This window comes from Ancylobacter pratisalsi (assembly GCF_010669125.1).
Classification (GTDB): Bacteria; Pseudomonadota; Alphaproteobacteria; order Rhizobiales; family Xanthobacteraceae; genus Ancylobacter; species Ancylobacter pratisalsi.
Genome location: NZ_CP048630.1, coordinates 296,373 through 313,830 on the forward strand (window position 1 = coordinate 296,373; position 17,458 = coordinate 313,830).

Sequence of the window (17,458 nt, forward strand, 5' to 3'; positions counted from 1 at the left end):
CGATCACGACAAGACGAGCTTCGCTTGCCGAAAGGACCGGCTCGCCGTGAACCGCCGCGATGGCGTGCACGTAGGTAAGACGCCGACCGCGCAAATTCTAAAGTGGAGTGCGAGGCGGTCGATGGTCATGCCGTCGGCATCACAGCGAACCGGATCGTCCGATGAACAGCTTCTCTCCGATTGTCGTTGCCGCAGCGCTGGCTTTGGCTGGCCTACTCGCCGTGCCCTATGTCACCGCCGCCGACGCCATCGATCGAACCGGGGCGCCCGCCAATGCTCGGCAAGGCTACCGGAGCTGCTTCATGCAGAAGCGCGCCGTGTTTGTTGGGTCGCCGCGCATGGAGAGCATACCGCACTGTGTATACCAGAGATGAGGGGTATCACGACTTCATGATTGGCCCTTGGAACTTTTCCGGGACTACGCACGTTAAGTCCACGTTAACGAACGCGCAGGTCAGCCACGGATGAAGGTGAGCGTTTTGTCGAGTTCCCTTAAGCCAACCGCATCGTGCGGGGGGATGGGTCGAAGCGTGCCCTTGGTCATCCAGGGTGGAGTGACGTCGTAGAAGTCCGGTGGCTTTCCACCGGGAGGTGGAGAGAACGGACATGCTGAAGACGATTGCCATTAGTGCTGTCGCTGCCTTCATGGGGTTCACGGCCCTGTTCGCAGGCGCAGCTTCCGCCACAGGTTATTTCACGCGCACGCCGAGCGTGGCGACGGTCGAAATTCCGGCCACCCCCGTAGCCGGTGATTGCGTGATCCAGACGCGCTGGGTCAGCGACGCCGGCCGGATGGTCGAGGTAGAGCGCCCGGTTTGCTACTGACACGCGTTTCAACGAATAGGCTCGCGGCATCCCCACTCCCCCAAGCCCCACGCGAGCCCATACGCCCCGGCTCCTCCCCCCAAGGAGCCGGGGCATTTTTTTGACTTCCCGCCGTTCACTCGGGAGGATGAACATCCACCAACGGCTTGTTCAGCCTGCGTTGCTCTCCGGCGCGCCAATCTGTGGGAGTTCGGGCTGAGCCTGAACGCTCATGCAGGCTGTTGCCGCCGACCCGGCCCTGCATCAGCCGCCCCGGCCGGCCTCTGCCGGCCGGGGCTTCCATCAAACTGCACACTCACCATCCCCCCAGCGAGAGCGGTCAAAAGGCGCGGAAGGCCCACCTGACATTGAAACACGGCAACTCCCCTGTTGCTGCGGTGATGGAATGATCAAGCCAAATCGATGCAATCGATCACCAAAGCGAATTGGCGCTGTGTGAGCAGATCTCCCATGATCGAGTCTGTGGGATCTGGGAGTGAGCGCCGTGAACGAGCTTCTGATCAGCCGCTACCAGAATCTGGCTGCATACAGCCGCTGGGCCAATCGGCGACTCTATGTGGCCGCGGCAGCGCTCTCCGACACACAGTACCGGGCCGATCGGGGCGCCTTTTTCGGCTCGGTCCACGGCACGCTGAATCACCTTCTTGTAACGGACAGGATCTGGATGCGGCGCATTACCGGAATGGGTGAGGCGCCGGATCGGCTCGACGCCATTCTCTTTGATACCCTGCCCGAACTCGAAACCGCCCGTTACCTGGAGGATGTACGGATCGTCGATTTTGTCGGCACCCTGAGTGGCTGGGTCCTTCGTGCGGATCTGCACTATTCGAATTCGAGCGGCCAGAAATTCCACCAGCCCCTGGCGAACGTGCTTGACCATCTCTTCAATCACCAGACCCACCATCGTGGGCAGGTGCATTGCCTCTTAAGCGGATTCCTGGGGAACGCCGCGACGCCGTCGCTGGACCTCATTCAGTTCCAGCGAGAAACCGGCCTGGCCCGGACCGAAGCCACCTGAGCTGACGGCCTGGCTAGTGGCAGCACGATCGCTCTTGCCCCCGCGCCACACGCACGGCACAAGACGCGAATGATCTCCTTCGACGACATCTCCCTGCGCGTTGCCGGCCGCCTCTTGATCGACCACACCTCCGCCTTCATTCCCGACGGCGCGCGGGTGGGGCTCGTAGGTCGCAATGGAACTGGCAAGACGACGCTGTTCCACGCCATCACCGGCGATATCGCGCTGGAGAGCGGTAACATCCGCATTCCTCAGGGTGCGCGGATCGGCCAGGTCGCTCAGGAAGCGCCCGCAGGACCCGAACGCCTCATCGATGTGGTGCTCGCCGCCGATGTCGAACGCGCCCGGCTGATGGACGAGCAATCCAGTACAAGCGACCCGACACGGATCGCCGAGATCGAATTGCGGCTCGCCGACATCGGCGCGCACGCCGCCCCTGCCCGTGCCGCGCGCATTCTCGCCGGACTTGGTTTCGACGAAGCGGCGCAGCAGCGCCCCTGTTCGGACTTCTCGGGTGGCTGGCGCATGCGCGTCGCCCTCGCCGCCATCCTTTTCGCCGAGCCGGACCTGTTGCTCCTCGACGAACCGACGAACTATCTCGACCTGGAAGGCACGTTGTGGCTTCAGGACTATCTCGCCCGCTACCCGCGGACCGTGCTGATCGTCAGCCACGACCGCGAGCTTCTCAACGCGTCGGTCTCCTCCATTCTCCATCTTGAGCGGGCCAAGCTGACGCTATGGCGCGGCGGCTATGATTCCTTTGAGCGTCAGCGGGCGGAAAAGCTGGTCCTGGATCAAAAAGCCCGCACCAAGCAGGAAGCCAAGCGCAAGCACATGGAGGCCTTCGTCGAGCGCTTTCGCGCCAAGGCTACCAAAGCACGCCAGGCGCAATCGCGCCTGAAGGCTCTCGCGCGCATGGCGCCTATCGCGGAAGCCGTGGGGGAAGCGGCCGCCGCGATTTCGATTCGCCATCCCGAGCGCATCCCTTCTCCGCCGATCCTCGCTCTCGACAATGTCAGTGTCGGGTATGAGCCAGGCCACCCTATTCTCCGGAACCTGACGCTTCGCATCGACCACGACGACCGGATCGCCCTGCTCGGCCCGAACGGCAATGGCAAGTCGACCTTCGCCAAGCTGATCGCCGGCAGGCTCGGAGCACAGGGAGGTTCGCTGGTCCGGGCTGCAGGCCTGGAGACGGCCTATCTTGCCCAGCACCAGCTCGATGAACTCGTGGCCGAGGACACCGTGTATGATCATGTGCGCCGGTTGATGCCGGATGCACCAGAAGCGAAAGTGCGCTCGCGGGCGGCCGAATTCGGGTTCTCCGGCGGAACGGCCGATACGACAATTGCTGCACTGTCGGGCGGCGAGAAAGCACGGCTCCTGCTGGGGCTGGCCACCTTCAACGGTCCGCATCTTCTGATCCTGGACGAACCCACCAATCACCTCGACATAGCGGCGCGGCAGGCGCTCATCGAGGCGCTGAATGACTATCCGGGCGCGGTGATCCTGATCAGCCATGATCGGTCCCTGCTCGACGCCAGTGCCGAACGGCTCTGGCTCGTCGCCGACGGGACGGTGCGCCCCTATGAGGGCGATCTTGACGAGTACCAACGCCTGGTCGTTGGCCGCGGCGCCTCTTCGCAACGCAAGGACTCAACAAGCACACGAGCCGAGGAGCGTCGCCAGGCCGCAGAACGACGCGCCGAAACCGCGCCGATACGCAAGAGGATCAAGGACACGGAAGCTTTCATGTCGAAGCTGGAGCGCAGCCTTTCGATGCTGGACAGCACGCTCGCCGATGAAGCGCTCTATATCCGTGACCCTGCGAAAGCGCAGCGCGCCGCTCGCGAACGCGCTGAAGCGGCAGCATCTCTAGCTCGTGCCGAGGAAGAATGGCTGGAACTCTCGGCCGCCCTGGAAAGCGCCGACGGCGAAAAAGCCTGAGCAACCGATCCGCCTCGCTCCCTCCGACCAACGCGCAGGAAGAGAGGTGCACTACCGCGCCAATGCGGCGGGTTCACAGGCGTGCCTGGCCGCCAGCAGGTGCATGGTCAAAGCTATTCAAATCACATCGAACGCGGTCGCAGCCCATGCGGCCGCTCGAACGCGCAGCCCTCGACTGGGCTGGAAACTGGCGAGACGCGCGCCACCCTGACACCAATCGGGACGAGACGAAGCGTTCCCCCATTCGGCCCAGCCATTTGCGTGACTCGCGCAACACCCCTTCGCGCCCAGCACGCGTTGGCCACGGCACCCGGCACACCAGACGAGGCGACCTGGCGGCTCCCTTCGTCGCAGATACCGAAATCGCTACCGGATGGCGCCAATAGGCCCCGACCGGACGCACGTCCATTTCTGGAACGCATCCCAGACTTCTGAAGCGTCACCAGAATCCGGACAAAAAGAAACCCCGGCACAAGGCCGGGGTTTCCGTAGAAGCTGTTCTGATCAGATCAGAAGGTGCGGCGAACCGACAGCAGGACCTGGTTGTTGTCCGAGTTGCTGGTGAGGTCACCCTTGCCGTCGAGAACCGGCGAGTCATACGACGTCTCGCCGTAGGTGTACTGCGCAACGAAGAGCAGACCCTTAACCGGCGTCCAGTTCAGGCTGCCGCCGACGTTGAACAGGTTGTAGCTCGGCATCGTGGTGTTGGTCGGAAGGTCCGCCTCACCGTAGTTACCGAACACAACGCCGTAGACGTTGGGCGAGAAGAAGTGGGTCAGTTCGGCAGCGATCGTCCAAGCCTTGGCAGCCTCAAGCTGGCCAGAGACCGGGTTGTAGTACAGGTCATAGACCTGATCGATGCTCGAGTAACCGCCGTTGATGCCGGTGTAGTTCGGCGCGCCATCAGCGTAGTTGGCTTCGATGTACAGGGTGTCACCCTCGCCGAAGGTCGGCAGGTTGAACTTCACGCCACCCAGCACGGCCCAACCAACGTCGTCGCCGCTCGACCAGCCGTAGTAGTCGGAGTCCAGCTGACGGACCATGCCCGACACCTGGAAGCCGCCCCACTCGCCTTCGTAGTTGATGTTACCAACGAGAGCCGGGATATCGGACTCGGTGTTACCACCGTTCGGATCGAAGTCGACGCCCTGGGCGCGAGCCGAGTCGTCTTCCACCGAGATCGTGGCCGTGAAGCCGTTGCCGAAGTCAGCGGTGTAAGCAGCGACAATCGCGTTGGTGTCCGAGGAGATCGCGATCGAGTCGATACCCCAGATGTTGTTGTCGGCGTAGTAGTCGAAGAACGACTGGACCTTACCGAAGGTGAACCCAGCGAACTGGATGTAAGCCTTGTCGAGGTTCGAGCCGGTCGACTCAGAGAAGTCCGAACCGCTACCGCCGTAGGTCAGGCGATATTCGAAGTACGAACGCAGGGTGCCGTACTCGGTCTGGGTGCGGGCGTCGACGCGCAGAGCGCCACGAGCCAGGAAGTACGAGTCCTGATAGTCGTAGCTATCGAGGTACGAGTAGTCCTGATAGTAATAATCGGTCTGAACGAAGCCGCCGATCTTCAGGCAGGTGTCCGAACCGGGAATGTAATAGAAGCCCGCACCGTACGTGGAGCAGATCTTCACGTATTCAGCAGCCTTCGCCTTCACAGGCAGATCGGCCGCCGCAGCAGTCCCGACCATCGCAAGCCCGGCAACGGACCCGAGCAGCACATTCTTAATGACCGTCTTCAATTTCATTCTCCCCCAAATTGGACCAATGTTGGGTTTTCGATTGTCAGGACTTCCCGCACGACGCGGCATCCGAGGAGGATATTGTTTGAAACGACTGTGAGGTGCAAAGCCAAAGTGGCCTTGAAGGGGCCCCGCCGGGCATTCCGCAACAGAGTGTTGCCGTCTGGACACAATTTTGACCCCGACCCGGCGACGCAATGGCAACCCGAAGCCGCCGGACGAAAACTCTTGGTAAATCAATGCTTAACAGGAGCGTCTCACGCCCACTCGCTCGACGAAGGCCTGTACTTTGGCAAAGCCGGAAACCGGCTCAGCGCCTCGCCCAGCGGCCATCCGGGCCTTGCTGCCAGTAGGCAATGTCGTATCCGGCCGCCTTTGCCACGCGCCAACTGCCCCGGGCCTGTTCCACGGCATCCGGATCCGCGCCGTCGAACATATGAATCACCCGCGCGTACGACGCCGCGTCGTCGATGGTGGCCTGATCGACCAGGAATCGCACCGTGGCGCCATTGGGATTGGCCGGATTCGCCGTCAGGAGAATCGGTTGGCGCGCGGCATCGGGCTGACGATCGGTGCCATGCGGCAGAAAGGACGACTCATCGTACGTCCACAGGACCTGATCGAGAGCTGCCACCCGCTCTTCCGAAGTGGCCTGCACCGCGCAGCGCCAGCCCCGCTCGAGACACTTCTCCAGGAGCAGAGGAAGCGCGGATTCGAGCGGGCGATTCTGCAGGTGATAAAAGAACACTTCGGTCATGGCGCCGTTCTCACTGAGCCGGTGACGCAGCCCGAAAGCGCGCCACCGGCCGGGAGCTCAGGATTCGTAGTACTGCGCAACCATGTGGTCGAGCAGCCGCACGCCCCATCCCGAACCCCAGCTCCGGTTGAACTCGCTCGCGGGCGAGGACATGCCGGTACCGGCGATATCGAGATGCGCCCACGGCACATCGCCAACGAAACGCTTGATGAACTGCGCGGCGGTGATGGAGCCGCCGAATCGTCCACCTGTGTTCTTCATGTCAGCGAACTTCGAATCGATCAGCTTGTCGTATTCGGGGGCAAGCGGCAGCCGCCAGACCTTCTCGCCGGTGTCGAGCCCGGACTGGAAGAGGTGACCGGCAAGCGTATCGTCGTTGGAAAACAAGCCGGCATTCTCGGTGCCGAGCGCGACCAAGATCGCGCCGGTAAGGGTCGCCAGATCCACCATGAACTGCGGCTTGAAGCGCTCCTTGGTGTACCAGAGCACGTCACCAAGCACGAGGCGCCCTTCGGCGTCGGTGTTGATGATCTCGATGGTCTGGCCCGACATGGAGGTCACAATGTCACCGGGCCGCTGGGCATTGCCATCCGGCATGTTCTCCACGAGGCCGATGGCGCCGATAACATTGACCTTTGCCTTGCGGCTCGCCAGGGCATGCATCAGACCGACCACGCAGGCGGCGCCAGCCATGTCGCCCTTCATGTCTTCCATGCCGGCGGCCTGCTTGATCGAAATGCCGCCAGTGTCGAACACCACACCCTTGCCGACGAAGGCAACGGGTGCCGTGCCCGCCTTACCGCCGTTCCAGCGCATTATGACGACGTGGCTGTCCTGCTCCGAGCCCTGGCCGACGCCCAGAAGAGCCCCCATGCCGAGCTTCTTCATTTCCTTCTCGCTCAGCACCTCGACCTCAACCCCAAGCTTGGAGAGATCCCCGGCCCGCTTCGCGAACTCGGTAGGCGTCAGCACATTCGCCGGCTCGTTGACCAGATTGCGGGCGATCATAACGCCCTCGCCGATACCCTCACGCTTCTTGAAGGCCCGCTTCGCACCAGCAGCGTCCTCTATATAAAGAGTCACTTTCGGCTTCGGCGTAATGTCTTCAGACTTCGCCTTGGTCTTGTAGCGATCAAACGAGTAAGCACGCAGCCGCATTCCCAGGGCCATTTCGGCGGCAGAGGCAGGCGTGACGTCGCTATCGGGCAACGCCAGAACGACCGAGACCTCCTTTGCCGAGGCGGGCAGCTTGCCCATGATGCTCCCACCGAGCTTCAGCCAATCCAGCGGCTTCAGCGCTGAGGGCTTGCCTACACCAACTATGATGAGTCGGGACGCGTCCAGCCCGGCGGGGGCAATGATATCGAGCGTCTTGCCGGACTTGCCTTCGAATCGGTCCGCGAGCGCGGCACGCCCGAGCAGATCTCCGGACGGAGCTACCAGAGCCTCGACAGAGGGCGCGAACGAGACACCGCCTTCTTCCGAGCCTTCAGCCGCGAGAAGCACCACGAGCCCCTCGAGGGCCGGAGGGAGTTCTGCAAAATTGATCTTAACGGTGTCGGCCATGGTCGTTTCCATTCTCGCGTCAGCATTGTTGGTCATGTTTAGCCGAATGCCGCCGCGACGACGAGGGGCCTCGCACTTCAAGATTCGCTCTCATTCCCGGTACGCAGGCAGGAGAGAATTGCGCACCGCGCCACACCCGCCTATTGATCGCACTCCACCTTGCTGACGCCCGGGGGCGGCGGACGTTTCGGAAGGCACGATGGGGAACGCCGCTCGATGACCCGACTTGACCGCTATGTATTCCGCGCGGCAGCACTCGCTTTCGTAGGCACCTTGGCCGTACTCGCCGGCATGATCTGGGTCACGCAGGCTTTGCGCGAGCTCGACATCATGACGACTCAGGGCCAGACGATCCTGGCTTTTGTCTTCATCACCAGTCTCGCCCTGCCCGCGCTCATTCTGGGCCTCGCCCCTGCGGCGCTGTTCATGGCCGTCTCCCACACCCTTTTCCGCCTCAACAGCGATTCGGAAATTGTGGTCGCAAGTGCAGCGGGAATTTCGACCTGGCGGTTTCTACGTCCGTTGATCATCCTCGCGCTGCTGGTCGCTGCGGGGTGCACGGCACTGTCGATTGAACTCGTGCCGGCCGCCATGCGCCAGTTCAGGTACGAGATCTCCCGCGTGCGTGCCGATGTCGTCGCCTTCATCGCTCAGCCCGGCCGCTTCACCACGCTCGCCGACGGCATGGTGTTCAACGTCCGAGAGCGCAACGCAAACGGCGTTCTCGGCGGGATCTTCATCAACGACGCCCGAAATCCCAACGAAGTGAACACCTACCTGGCCGATCGTGGGCAGGTGGTCGACACTGCGGAAGGCACCTTTCTCATTCTCGAAGAGGGCGCCATCCACCGGCGCACGCCCGGCAAGGCCGACAGCAACGTGGTGGAGTTCCAGCGCTATGCCTTCGACCTGTCGCCCTTTACCGCCGCCGGCGACAATGCGGTGTACCGCGCGCCTGAGCGCACCTTCAGCGAACTGCTGCATCCTGACCCGAACGACCCCGGCTATCAGCGGGATCCGGGCCGTTACACCGAAGAAATTCACCGGCGCCTTTCGCTGCCTCTCTATGTTCTCGCCTTCTTCGGCATAGCGGTGGCGGCGCTGGCCGAGCCGCGGACCACACGCGAAGGGCGCGGCCTCGCGCTAGCGGCGACAGCCCCCTATGTGATCGTGCTGCAGGTCACGAGTTTCGGTTTGATCAATCAGGTGCGCCACAATCCGGACCTGATCCCGATCGTCTACCTAGTGCCGATCGTCTTCCTCATAGGCTCGGCACTCTCGCTGACAGGACGGTTCAAGCCGCGAATGCCGGCTGCGATGCGGCGTTATATCGACCAGATGGCGCAACGCGTCGTGCGCGCGACAGTGGATTGAGGCGGGCCATGGCTATTATTATCGCCAGCGGGGCCTGCCCGTGATCGGACGTACACTCGGGTTCTATTTCGGCCGGCGCTTTCTCGGCTCGGTGCTCGGCATCTTTGTCGGCTGCGCCGTTCTGATCATGCTGATCGATTTTCTGGAAATGTCGCGGCGCGTGGGCGAACGCGATGTCGACAGCATCACCCTGCTGTTGTTGATCATCTATCGCGCCCCCTTCTTCACGGAGCAGCTTTTGCCATTCGCGGTGCTCTTCGGCGCCATCGGCACCTTTCTGACCCTGTCCCGTCGGCTGGAACTGGTGGTGGCACGTGCGGCGGGCATCTCGGCCTGGCAGTTCATCGCCCCCGCCTGTGTCATTGCCATCCTCCTCGGGGTGATTTCCACCACCCTCTACAACCCGATATCGGCCGAATTCAAAGAACGGGCGAACCGGATCGAGGCGGAAATCTTCAACCGTCAGACCGGCCTGTTCTCGTCGACCAGCGGCGGATTCTGGATCCGGCAGCAAAGCGTCGACGGTCAGGCCATCATCCAGGCCGGCGCCAAGGCCGACGGCGGACGGGAGCTTTCCGGGGTCAATGTGTTCCTGTTCGGCAATGACGGAAAGCTGGAGGAGCGCATCGAGGCGCGAAGCGCGACGCTCGAAGACAGTGCATGGCGGCTACATAACGCGCGCGTCTTAACTCCTGGAATAGGTTTACAGAACTACGATACCTATATGGTCGCAACGAATCTCACTCCGAATCAGGTCCAGGAATCGCTTCAGAGCGAAACCGTGTCCTTCTGGGACCTGCCGGCGGCCGTCGATGCGGCAACGCGCGTCGGCTTCGGAGCGGAGCGCTATAGGCTGCAGTATCAGAGCCTTCTCGCCCGGCCCATGCTGTTGCTGGCGATGGTGCTGATTGCCGCCTCCGTCAGCCTGCGGGTGTTTCGATTTGGAGGGATCGGTCAGACGATTCTCGGTGGCGTGGCCGCCGGCTTTCTGCTTTATGTTTCGACTAAGCTCGCCGAGGATCTCGGTGAGGCTGGGATCGTGCATCCCATAATTGCAGCGTGGTTTCCAGCAGTCGTTGGGGCATTGATGGGTGTTCTCATCCTGCTTCACCGGGAGGACGGATGAAGGTCGGCAGCGTCGACGCCGGCCAGTCCGGGGTGATCAAGAGGCGGTTCAAGAATCGCCTGAACACCTCGGCCTGTTGGCTGTTCTTTACGGTTATGTGTGGTGCGGTTGGTACGCTTGTGCCGGCACGGGAGGCGTTTGCGCAGGATCCTGGCCCCTCGTCGATGGTCGCGCGGGAGATGCTGAGCGAGCGTCAGACGGACCCGAACGCCAAGATGCTCGTGACCGCCGATGAGCTGGTCTACGACTACACCCGCAATGAGGTGATCGCCGACGGCAACGTCCAGATCTATTATGATGGCGCCGTTCTTGAAGCTCGGCGGGTCATATACGATCGCGCCAATAACCGCCTCAAGGCGGAAGGCGGGGTCCGGTTGAAGGACCAGACCGGGCAGGTCATATCGGCCGAGAGTCTCGACCTGTCGCAGCAGTTCACGGACGGCTTCGTCAACTCGCTACGGATCGATACGCCCGACAACATGCATTTCACCGCGGCGCGGGCTGATCGCTCCGGCGGCGACACCACCGTGCTCACCAGTGGCGCCTACACGCCCTGCGAACCTTGTAAGGACAATCCGGAAAAGCCCCCGCTCTGGCAGGTCAAGGCGGCCCGGATCATCCACAAGGAAAAGGAGCAGATGATCTATTTCGAGAGCGCCCGGCTTGAGTTCTTCGGCGTTCCGATCGCGTGGGTACCTTACATGTCCGCGCCCGACCCCACCGTGAAGCGCAAGTCGGGCTTCCTGATGCCGAAGTTCATCAATACGAGCGAAATCGGCTACGGAGCGACCGTTCCCTATTTCTGGAACATCGCGCCGAACATGGATGTGACCTTTTCACCCCTGTTCGTTTCCAAGCAGGGCGTGATGCTGGACGCCGAGTTCCGGCAGCGGCTCGACACCGGCGTCTACTCCATCCGCGCCGCCGGCATCGATCAGCTGGACAAGGACGAGTTCCTCGACCAGCCCGGCTACCGCGACCTGCGCGGCATGCTGGAAACGCACGGCCGCTTCAACATCAACCAACAGTGGTACTGGGGTTGGGATGGCTGGCTGACCTCCGATGAAACGTTCATGGAGGACTACAATCTCATTAATGACGCGACCCGCGAGGTCGTGTCTCAGCTCTACCTGGTCGGCCAGGGCGATCGCAGCTACTTCGACGCGCGGGCACAGTATTTCACCGGCCTGACCGCCTATGACAATCAGGACCAGCTCCCGGTCATCGCCCCGGTCATCGACTACTCGAAGACACTCGGCGATTCGATCTTCGGCGGCGAGTTCAGCTACGACTTCAATTTCACCAGCCTGACCCGCAACGAGGTCGACCTGCGCGCGACATCGGCAGCCTATACCGTGGCCTCCGGCTATGAAGGCCCCGCCAATGAATGCGACCTGACCAAGGTTGGTGCGGATCCCGCTACCCGACGTCAGGACTGCCTGATGCGCGGCATGGCCGGCACTTACACTCGCCTGTCGGGCGAAGCCAACTGGCGCCGGACCGTAATCGACGATGCTGGCCAGGTCTGGACCCCGTTCCTCAACGTGCGCGTCGATGTCGCCTCCGTTCAGGCCGATGCCGAGGATCTACCCTGGCTGCCCAGTGAGGATGAGTCGCTGGTCCGCGCCATGCCGGCCGTGGGCCTCGAATACCGTTATCCGTTCATGTCCGTGCACAGCTGGGGCACGCAGACGATCGAGCCGATCGCGCAGATCATCGCGCGCCCCGATGAATCGGACATCGGCTCCTTCCCGAACGAAGACGCGCAAAGCCTGATGTTTGACGACACCAACCTGTTCGAGATCAACAAGTACTCGGGCTATGATCGGGTCGAAGGCGGCGGGCGTGCCAATGTGGGCATTCAGTACACCGCCAACTTCAACGACGGCGGGCAGATCAACGCCCTGTTCGGTCAGTCGTACCAGATTTTCGGCAAGAACTCGTACGCCTACGTAGATATGGCGAACACGGGCGCCGAGTCCGGCCTCGACCAGGACGTGTCGGACTATGTGGCGCGCCTCTATTACGCGCCGACGAGCAATCTTTCGCTGGTCAACCGCTTCCGCTTCTCCGAGGAAGACTGGACTGTGGAGCGCTACGAGCTCGAAGGCAGCGCCGTCATCGACAAGCTGATGCTTACGGCAACCTACGGCCTTTATGCCGCGCAACCTGAGCTTGGCTATTACGAGCAGCGCGAGGGTCTCCTCGGCACCGGCACTCTGAAGATCAATCAGAACTGGAGCGTGCTTGGCGCCGCCCGCTACAATCTCCAGCAGGACGAGGTCGACTACACGCTGTTTGGCATCTCTTACGCCGATGAGTGCTTCGGCCTCACATTGAGCTACAAGTCGGACTACACGGAAAGTGGGAACCGCGATCGGGTCGATACGGTGCTGTTGACCGTCAGCCTGCGCACGCTGGGTGCAGCAGGGTTCTCAACCGGCATCGGCGACTCGGCAAGTTCGAACTGACCAGAGCTGACCGACTCGCGCTTTGCGCGGCAGCGTCGTATTGACGCCACAACCGATCATCAGAACAACTCGGATCGGCGAACGGCCGGGTGTGGGAGGAGATTGAGGCGCGACATGGAGAACATGGCTCGCAAATTGAGTGGACGGCGTACCGGCGGTGGGTTCCGTGCCCTGCGTTTCGCGCCCGCTTTGATCGCCGGCCTTCTTGTCGTCGCCGGCGTCTCCGCCCTGCCCTCTCCGGTTCAGGCGCAGCAGATCCTTGTGATGGTGCAGGGACAGCCGATCACCAGCTTCGATGTCACTCAGTGGATCAGGCTGATGAAGCTCACCGAGCGGCGCAACCTCAGTCAGAAGCAGGCCCTGGACGAACTCATCGATCAGCGGCTCAAGATTTTCACTGCCGAGCGCTATGGCATCAAAGCCGACCGGGAGGAGGTCGACAAGATGTTCGCCTCGATGGCGAGCCGCAACGGCCGTAGCGCCGAGCAGCTCACTTCCGGGCTGGCGCAGCAGGGCCTCAGCGCCAATTCGCTGAAGACCAAGATGCAGGCGGACTACGTCTGGAACTCATACGTCCGTGGTCGCTTCTCATCCGTCGCGACCATTCGGGATTCCGACGTCTTCGCGGCCATGGAAGACCAGGGTGAGGATCTGACGAAGGCCCAGCGCACGACCGAATACACGGTGCGCCAGATCGTGCTCGTGGTCTCGCGCACGGCCCCGGCTTCCCAGCGCTCTCAGCGTCTCGCCGAAGCGAACGCGCTGCGCAAGAGCTTCACCGATTGCGAAAGCGGCGTCGCGGCAGCCCGCTCCATGCGTGAAACGGTTGTGCGCGAGCCCGTGATCCGCACATCCGCAGACATGTCGGCGCCGGTTCGCAAGATCATGAACGACATTCCGATCGGCCAGACCACCGCGCCAGAAGTGACGCAAGCCGGCATCGAGCTGATTGCCGTATGTGGTCGCCGAGAGATTGTCGGCGAAAGCGTGCGTAAGAAGGAAGTGCGAAACGAGCTTCAGTCCAAGCAGATGGACACGCTCTCCAAGCGCCTTCTGGAAGAGGCCCGCAAGGCGGCCATGATCCAGTATCGTTGAGCGAACATGCCACGCGCCTTCGAACCTGCCCTAGCTCTATCCCTGGGTGAGCCTGCCGGCATCGGCCCGGACATCGCCCTGATGGCCTGGGAGAGGCGTGCGGAACTCGATCTGCCACCCTTCTTCATCACCGGTGATCCTGTCCTGCTGCGTGCGCGGGCCAATCGGTTGGGCATTGCCTCACTCATACGGGAATGCGATCCCGAAGACGCAACTGCGCTTTTCGCCGAGGCACTGCCGGTTGTGCCCGCTGGCCCGCGTGCCACCGCGCAGCCAGGCGTACCGGACGCCAGCAGTGGGCCGGCAGCGAAAGCCGCCATCGACATGGCGATCCGTTTCGTCCAGTCCGGCCAGGCCAGCGCGATCGTCACCAACCCGATTTCCAAGGCGGTTCTTTACGACGCGGGCTTCCAATATCCCGGCCACACCGAGTATCTCGCCCATCTCGCCGGCACTCCCCCGCCGCGTCCGGTCATGATGATCTGGTCGACGGAACTCGCCGTCATTCCGGCCACCATTCACGTGCCGCTTTCAGATGTAGCTCATTTGCTCACCCGCGAATTGCTGATCGAAACCGGACGGATCGCCGCCCGCGATCTCGAACGCCGTTTCGGCATAACCCGGCCACGCCTCGGCTTCTGCGGCTTGAACCCTCATGCCGGTGAGCAGGGTACGATCGGATGCGAGGACGAAGATGTGACCCGTCCGGCGGTCGAAGCACTGCACCGCGAAGGCATCGACGCCCGAGGCCCCTTCCCTGCGGACACGATGTTCCATGCCGCCGCGCGGAAGAATTATGACGTTGTCATCGGCGCCTATCACGACCAGGTACTGACGCCCGTAAAGACGCTTGCGTTCGATCGTGCGGTAAATGTGACCCTCGGGCTTCCCTTTATCCGCACGTCGCCTGACCATGGCACCGCCTTCGACATCGCCGGAACAGGGCGCGCCAATCCGGCCAGCCTTGTCGAAGCACTACGACTGGCGCGCCGCCTGTCCGACAGGGACGGCGAGGAGAGCGCTAAGGCGGACAAATCCGACACAGCGCCGCTTCTCGCCCATGGCGACCCGGCATGAGTGGCATAGACGACCTGCCACCGCTGCGTGAGGTCATTCGAGACCACGGCCTCTCGGCGCTGAAATCACTCGGACAGAACTTTCTTCTCGACCTGAACCTGACCTCCCGGATCGCCCGCACGGCGGGCCGATTGGACGGAGTAACTGTTCTCGAAGTGGGTCCGGGACCGGGAGGCCTCACCCGGGCGATTCTCGCGCTTGGAGCGGAAAAGGTCGTCGCCATTGAACGCGACCCGCGCTGCGTTGCCGCGCTCACGGAGGTGGCGGAGCGCTATCCGGACCGGTTGCAGATCATTGAGGGCGACGCACTGGAAATCGACCATACGACCCTGGTTCCCTCAGGTGGCCGTGTCTGCGTCATTGCCAACCTTCCTTATAATGTCGGGACGCCGCTCCTCATTGGCTGGCTTTCCGCCGACCCTTGGCCGCCATGGTATGAAAGCCTGACCTTGATGTTCCAGCGCGAGGTCGCCGAGCGTATCGTCGCGGCGCCGGGCACGGATCATTACGGTCGCCTTGCGGTGCTGGCGGGTTGGCGTTGCCAGTCCCACATCGCCTTCGACGTCCCGCCTTCCGCATTCGTGCCGCCGCCCAAGGTCACCTCGTCGGTGGTCCACCTGGTGCCACGCCCCGCGCCGCTGCCTTGCTCACGGGAGGCGCTGGAACGTGTCACGGAGGCCGCCTTTGGCCAGCGCCGCAAGATGCTGCGGCAAAGCCTGAAGAGCCTGGGAGTGGACACGATGGCGCTTCTTGAAGAAGCCGGCATCGCGCCGACCGAACGCGCGGAGCAGGTGCCGGTGGAAGGATTCGTCGCTCTCGCCAATGGGTGGTTGGCGCGGCGCAAGGCTGCCGTTCAGTCGGTGAGTACCGCCAGTTCCTGATCGAGACGTTCGACAATCGGCGGCAGCCCAAGCTGGCGCTCGCGGCGCAGGCGTTCGGCGGCAAGAATGCTCATAAGCGCGTGGAACGTCGTGTCCAGATCCTGGTTCACCAGCACGTAGTCATATTCCCGCCAGTGCTCGATCTCGACGCGCGCGTTCTTCAGCCGTTTCTCGATCACGCCGGAGGCATCTTCCGCCCGACGCTCCAGCCGCGTCTTCAGTTCGTTCGCTGAAGGCGGGAGTATGAAGACGCCGACGATGTCGCTGCGCATCTTTTCATACAGCTGCAGCGTACCCTGATAGTCGATATCGAACAGCACGTCCTTGCCCGACTTGAGAGCCTCCTCGACGGGTTCGCGGGGCGTGCCATAGAAATTGCCGTGCACCTCCGCCCATTCGAGCAGGTCGCCGGCGTCGCGCATACGCTCGAAACGCTCGCGCGTCATGAAGTGATAATGGATGCCATCCACTTCGCTTGGACGCCGCTCGCGGGTCGTCACCGAAACCGACAGATGGATCTCGGGATGCTCCTTCAGAAGAAGCTGTGCGAGCGTCGATTTCCCCGCGCCGGAGGGCGAGGATAACACCAGCATCAGCCCGCGACGGGCGACGGAAATGGGCAATGCGCCGGTGGTCATGCAACCTCACTCGATATTCTGAACTTGCTCGCGAAATTGTTCGACCAGCCCCTTCAGCTCCAGCCCAATCGCCGTCAACGAAACGTCATTGGCCTTGGAACACAGCGTATTGGTCTCGCGATTGAACTCCTGCGCCAGGAAATCGAGCTTGCGTCCCACCGCGCCGCCCTCCGCGAGCATGGTGCGCGCTGCCGCAACGTGAGCCACAAGGCGATCGAGTTCCTCGCGCACATCGACCTTCGTCGCGAGCATGAGGGCCTCCTGATGCAGCCGGTCCGGATCGAAATTGGTACCGGTATCCATCAGAACGCGGATCTGCTCAAGAAGCCTGGCGCGGATGGCTTCAGGCTGGCGTGAGGGATTGGCCTCCGCCTGCGCCGTCAATGTCGCGATGCCGTCGAGCCGGTCATGGAGCACCGCCCCCAGCGCGGCGCCCTCCTGCATCCGCATGACTGAAAGTTCTGCAAGCGCCTCTTCGAAGCCGGCAATAACCGCGGCCTCGGCGTCACGCCGCTCCTGCGTGCTTTCCTCGGCTTCGGCGACCTCCAGGACACCCTTGATGCCAAGAAGTCCCTCAATTCGAATGGGAGGGGCATCGATGTCTACGGCAACACGGCGCAGCGTCGTGGCAATCGCACGCAGCACGTCCTCGTTCACCCGTACACTCACGGCCACTTCCTGACGGGTCATGGAGAGGTTGGCTGACACATTGCCGCGCCCCAGCGCCTGGCTCGCGATCGGCTTCAGACGGGGCTCAAGTGCTTCCCACCCTCCGGGAAGCCGCAGACGGACATCAAGGCCCTTGCCATTGACGGATTTCAGTTCCCAGGCCCAGTTCCACGCGCCGATCATGCCCTGCGTGCGCGCAAACCCCGTCATGCTGGCCAACGCCATGCTCTGTCCTGTCCCTTTAAACGCGCGCCAGCATGGGCGCCGGCGCGCGG

The 17,458-nt window shown here is 62.5% G+C and carries 15 protein-coding genes; 10 read left to right on the forward strand and 5 right to left on the reverse strand.

Features of this window, described 5'->3' with window-relative positions; translation table 11 throughout:
* Positions 1 to 161: 161 nt before the first annotated feature.
* From G3A50_RS01425 to G3A50_RS01440, 4 genes are all read left to right on the forward strand, one after another.
* Positions 162 to 374 carry a hypothetical protein gene (locus G3A50_RS01425; RefSeq protein ID WP_163073457.1) on the forward strand — a complete coding sequence of 71 codons (213 nt, stop codon included), beginning with the start codon at positions 162 to 164 and terminating at the stop codon, positions 372 to 374.
* Between the two features lie 232 nt (positions 375 to 606).
* On the forward strand, positions 607 to 825 hold the full coding sequence (locus tag G3A50_RS01430; RefSeq protein WP_163073459.1) for a hypothetical protein: 219 nt from the start codon (positions 607 to 609) through the stop codon (positions 823 to 825).
* 484 nt (positions 826 to 1,309) lie between these two features.
* Positions 1,310 to 1,843, forward strand: coding sequence for a DinB family protein (locus G3A50_RS01435; RefSeq protein ID WP_246252015.1), 534 nt, complete (start codon positions 1,310 to 1,312; stop codon positions 1,841 to 1,843).
* Between the two features lie 69 nt (positions 1,844 to 1,912).
* The gene (locus tag G3A50_RS01440; RefSeq protein ID WP_163073460.1) at positions 1,913 to 3,790 is read left to right on the forward strand and encodes an ABC-F family ATP-binding cassette domain-containing protein; all 1,878 of its coding nucleotides are present in this window, start codon (positions 1,913 to 1,915) and stop codon (positions 3,788 to 3,790) included.
* Positions 3,791 to 4,299: 509 nt separating this feature from the next.
* Here G3A50_RS01440 and G3A50_RS01445 read toward each other — a convergent pair.
* The 3 genes from G3A50_RS01445 to G3A50_RS01455 all read right to left on the reverse strand — a co-directional run bounded on the left by G3A50_RS01445 (position 4,300) and on the right by G3A50_RS01455 (position 7,852).
* Positions 4,300 to 5,535 (reverse strand): porin, encoded by a 1,236-nt coding sequence (locus G3A50_RS01445; RefSeq protein WP_425483434.1) that lies wholly within the window; start codon positions 5,533 to 5,535, stop codon positions 4,300 to 4,302.
* 304 nt (positions 5,536 to 5,839) lie between these two features.
* Entirely contained in the window at positions 5,840 to 6,286 is a 447-nt protein-coding gene (locus G3A50_RS01450) for a DNA polymerase III subunit chi (protein WP_163073463.1), read from the reverse strand.
* A 57-nt stretch (positions 6,287 to 6,343) separates the two neighbouring features.
* The gene (locus tag G3A50_RS01455) at positions 6,344 to 7,852 is read right to left on the reverse strand and encodes a leucyl aminopeptidase (protein WP_163073464.1); all 1,509 of its coding nucleotides are present in this window, start codon (positions 7,850 to 7,852) and stop codon (positions 6,344 to 6,346) included.
* A 216-nt stretch (positions 7,853 to 8,068) separates the two neighbouring features.
* Here G3A50_RS01455 and lptF point away from each other — a divergent pair, with 216 nt between their 5' ends.
* The 6 genes from lptF (at position 8,069) to rsmA (ending at position 15,876) form a co-directional block, all read left to right on the forward strand.
* Positions 8,069 to 9,226: an LPS export ABC transporter permease LptF gene (lptF, locus tag G3A50_RS01460; protein ID WP_163073465.1), complete on the forward strand. Its 1,158-nt coding sequence runs from the start codon at positions 8,069 to 8,071 to the stop codon at positions 9,224 to 9,226.
* Between the two features lie 40 nt (positions 9,227 to 9,266).
* Positions 9,267 to 10,352 (forward strand): LPS export ABC transporter permease LptG, encoded by a 1,086-nt coding sequence (gene lptG / locus G3A50_RS01465; protein WP_163073467.1) that lies wholly within the window; start codon positions 9,267 to 9,269, stop codon positions 10,350 to 10,352.
* Positions 10,349 to 12,823 carry an LPS-assembly protein LptD gene (locus tag G3A50_RS01470; protein ID WP_163073469.1) on the forward strand — a complete coding sequence of 825 codons (2,475 nt, stop codon included), beginning with the start codon at positions 10,349 to 10,351 and terminating at the stop codon, positions 12,821 to 12,823. The genes lptG and G3A50_RS01470 overlap by 4 nt, the downstream gene beginning before the upstream one ends.
* 114 nt (positions 12,824 to 12,937) lie before the next feature.
* The gene (locus tag G3A50_RS01475) at positions 12,938 to 13,918 is read left to right on the forward strand and encodes a peptidylprolyl isomerase (RefSeq protein WP_246252017.1); all 981 of its coding nucleotides are present in this window, start codon (positions 12,938 to 12,940) and stop codon (positions 13,916 to 13,918) included.
* A gap of 6 nt (positions 13,919 to 13,924) precedes the next feature.
* Positions 13,925 to 14,995 (forward strand): 4-hydroxythreonine-4-phosphate dehydrogenase PdxA, encoded by a 1,071-nt coding sequence (gene pdxA, locus G3A50_RS01480; protein ID WP_163073470.1) that lies wholly within the window; start codon positions 13,925 to 13,927, stop codon positions 14,993 to 14,995.
* Complete coding sequence (rsmA, locus tag G3A50_RS01485; RefSeq protein ID WP_163073472.1) at positions 14,992 to 15,876, forward strand: 16S rRNA (adenine(1518)-N(6)/adenine(1519)-N(6))-dimethyltransferase RsmA; 885 nt, start codon at positions 14,992 to 14,994, stop codon at positions 15,874 to 15,876. Before pdxA ends, rsmA begins: the two co-directional genes overlap by 4 nt.
* Here rsmA and gmk read toward each other — a convergent pair.
* Both gmk and G3A50_RS01495 read right to left on the reverse strand, forming a co-directional pair.
* Positions 15,849 to 16,514, reverse strand: a complete 666-nt coding sequence (gene gmk / locus G3A50_RS01490) for a guanylate kinase (protein ID WP_163073474.1) — start codon at positions 16,512 to 16,514, stop codon at positions 15,849 to 15,851. The genes rsmA and gmk overlap by 28 nt on opposite strands.
* 6 nt (positions 16,515 to 16,520) lie before the next feature.
* On the reverse strand, positions 16,521 to 17,408 hold the full coding sequence (locus G3A50_RS01495) for a YicC/YloC family endoribonuclease (RefSeq protein WP_163073476.1): 888 nt from the start codon (positions 17,406 to 17,408) through the stop codon (positions 16,521 to 16,523).
* Between the last annotated feature and the right edge of the window lie 50 nt (positions 17,409 to 17,458).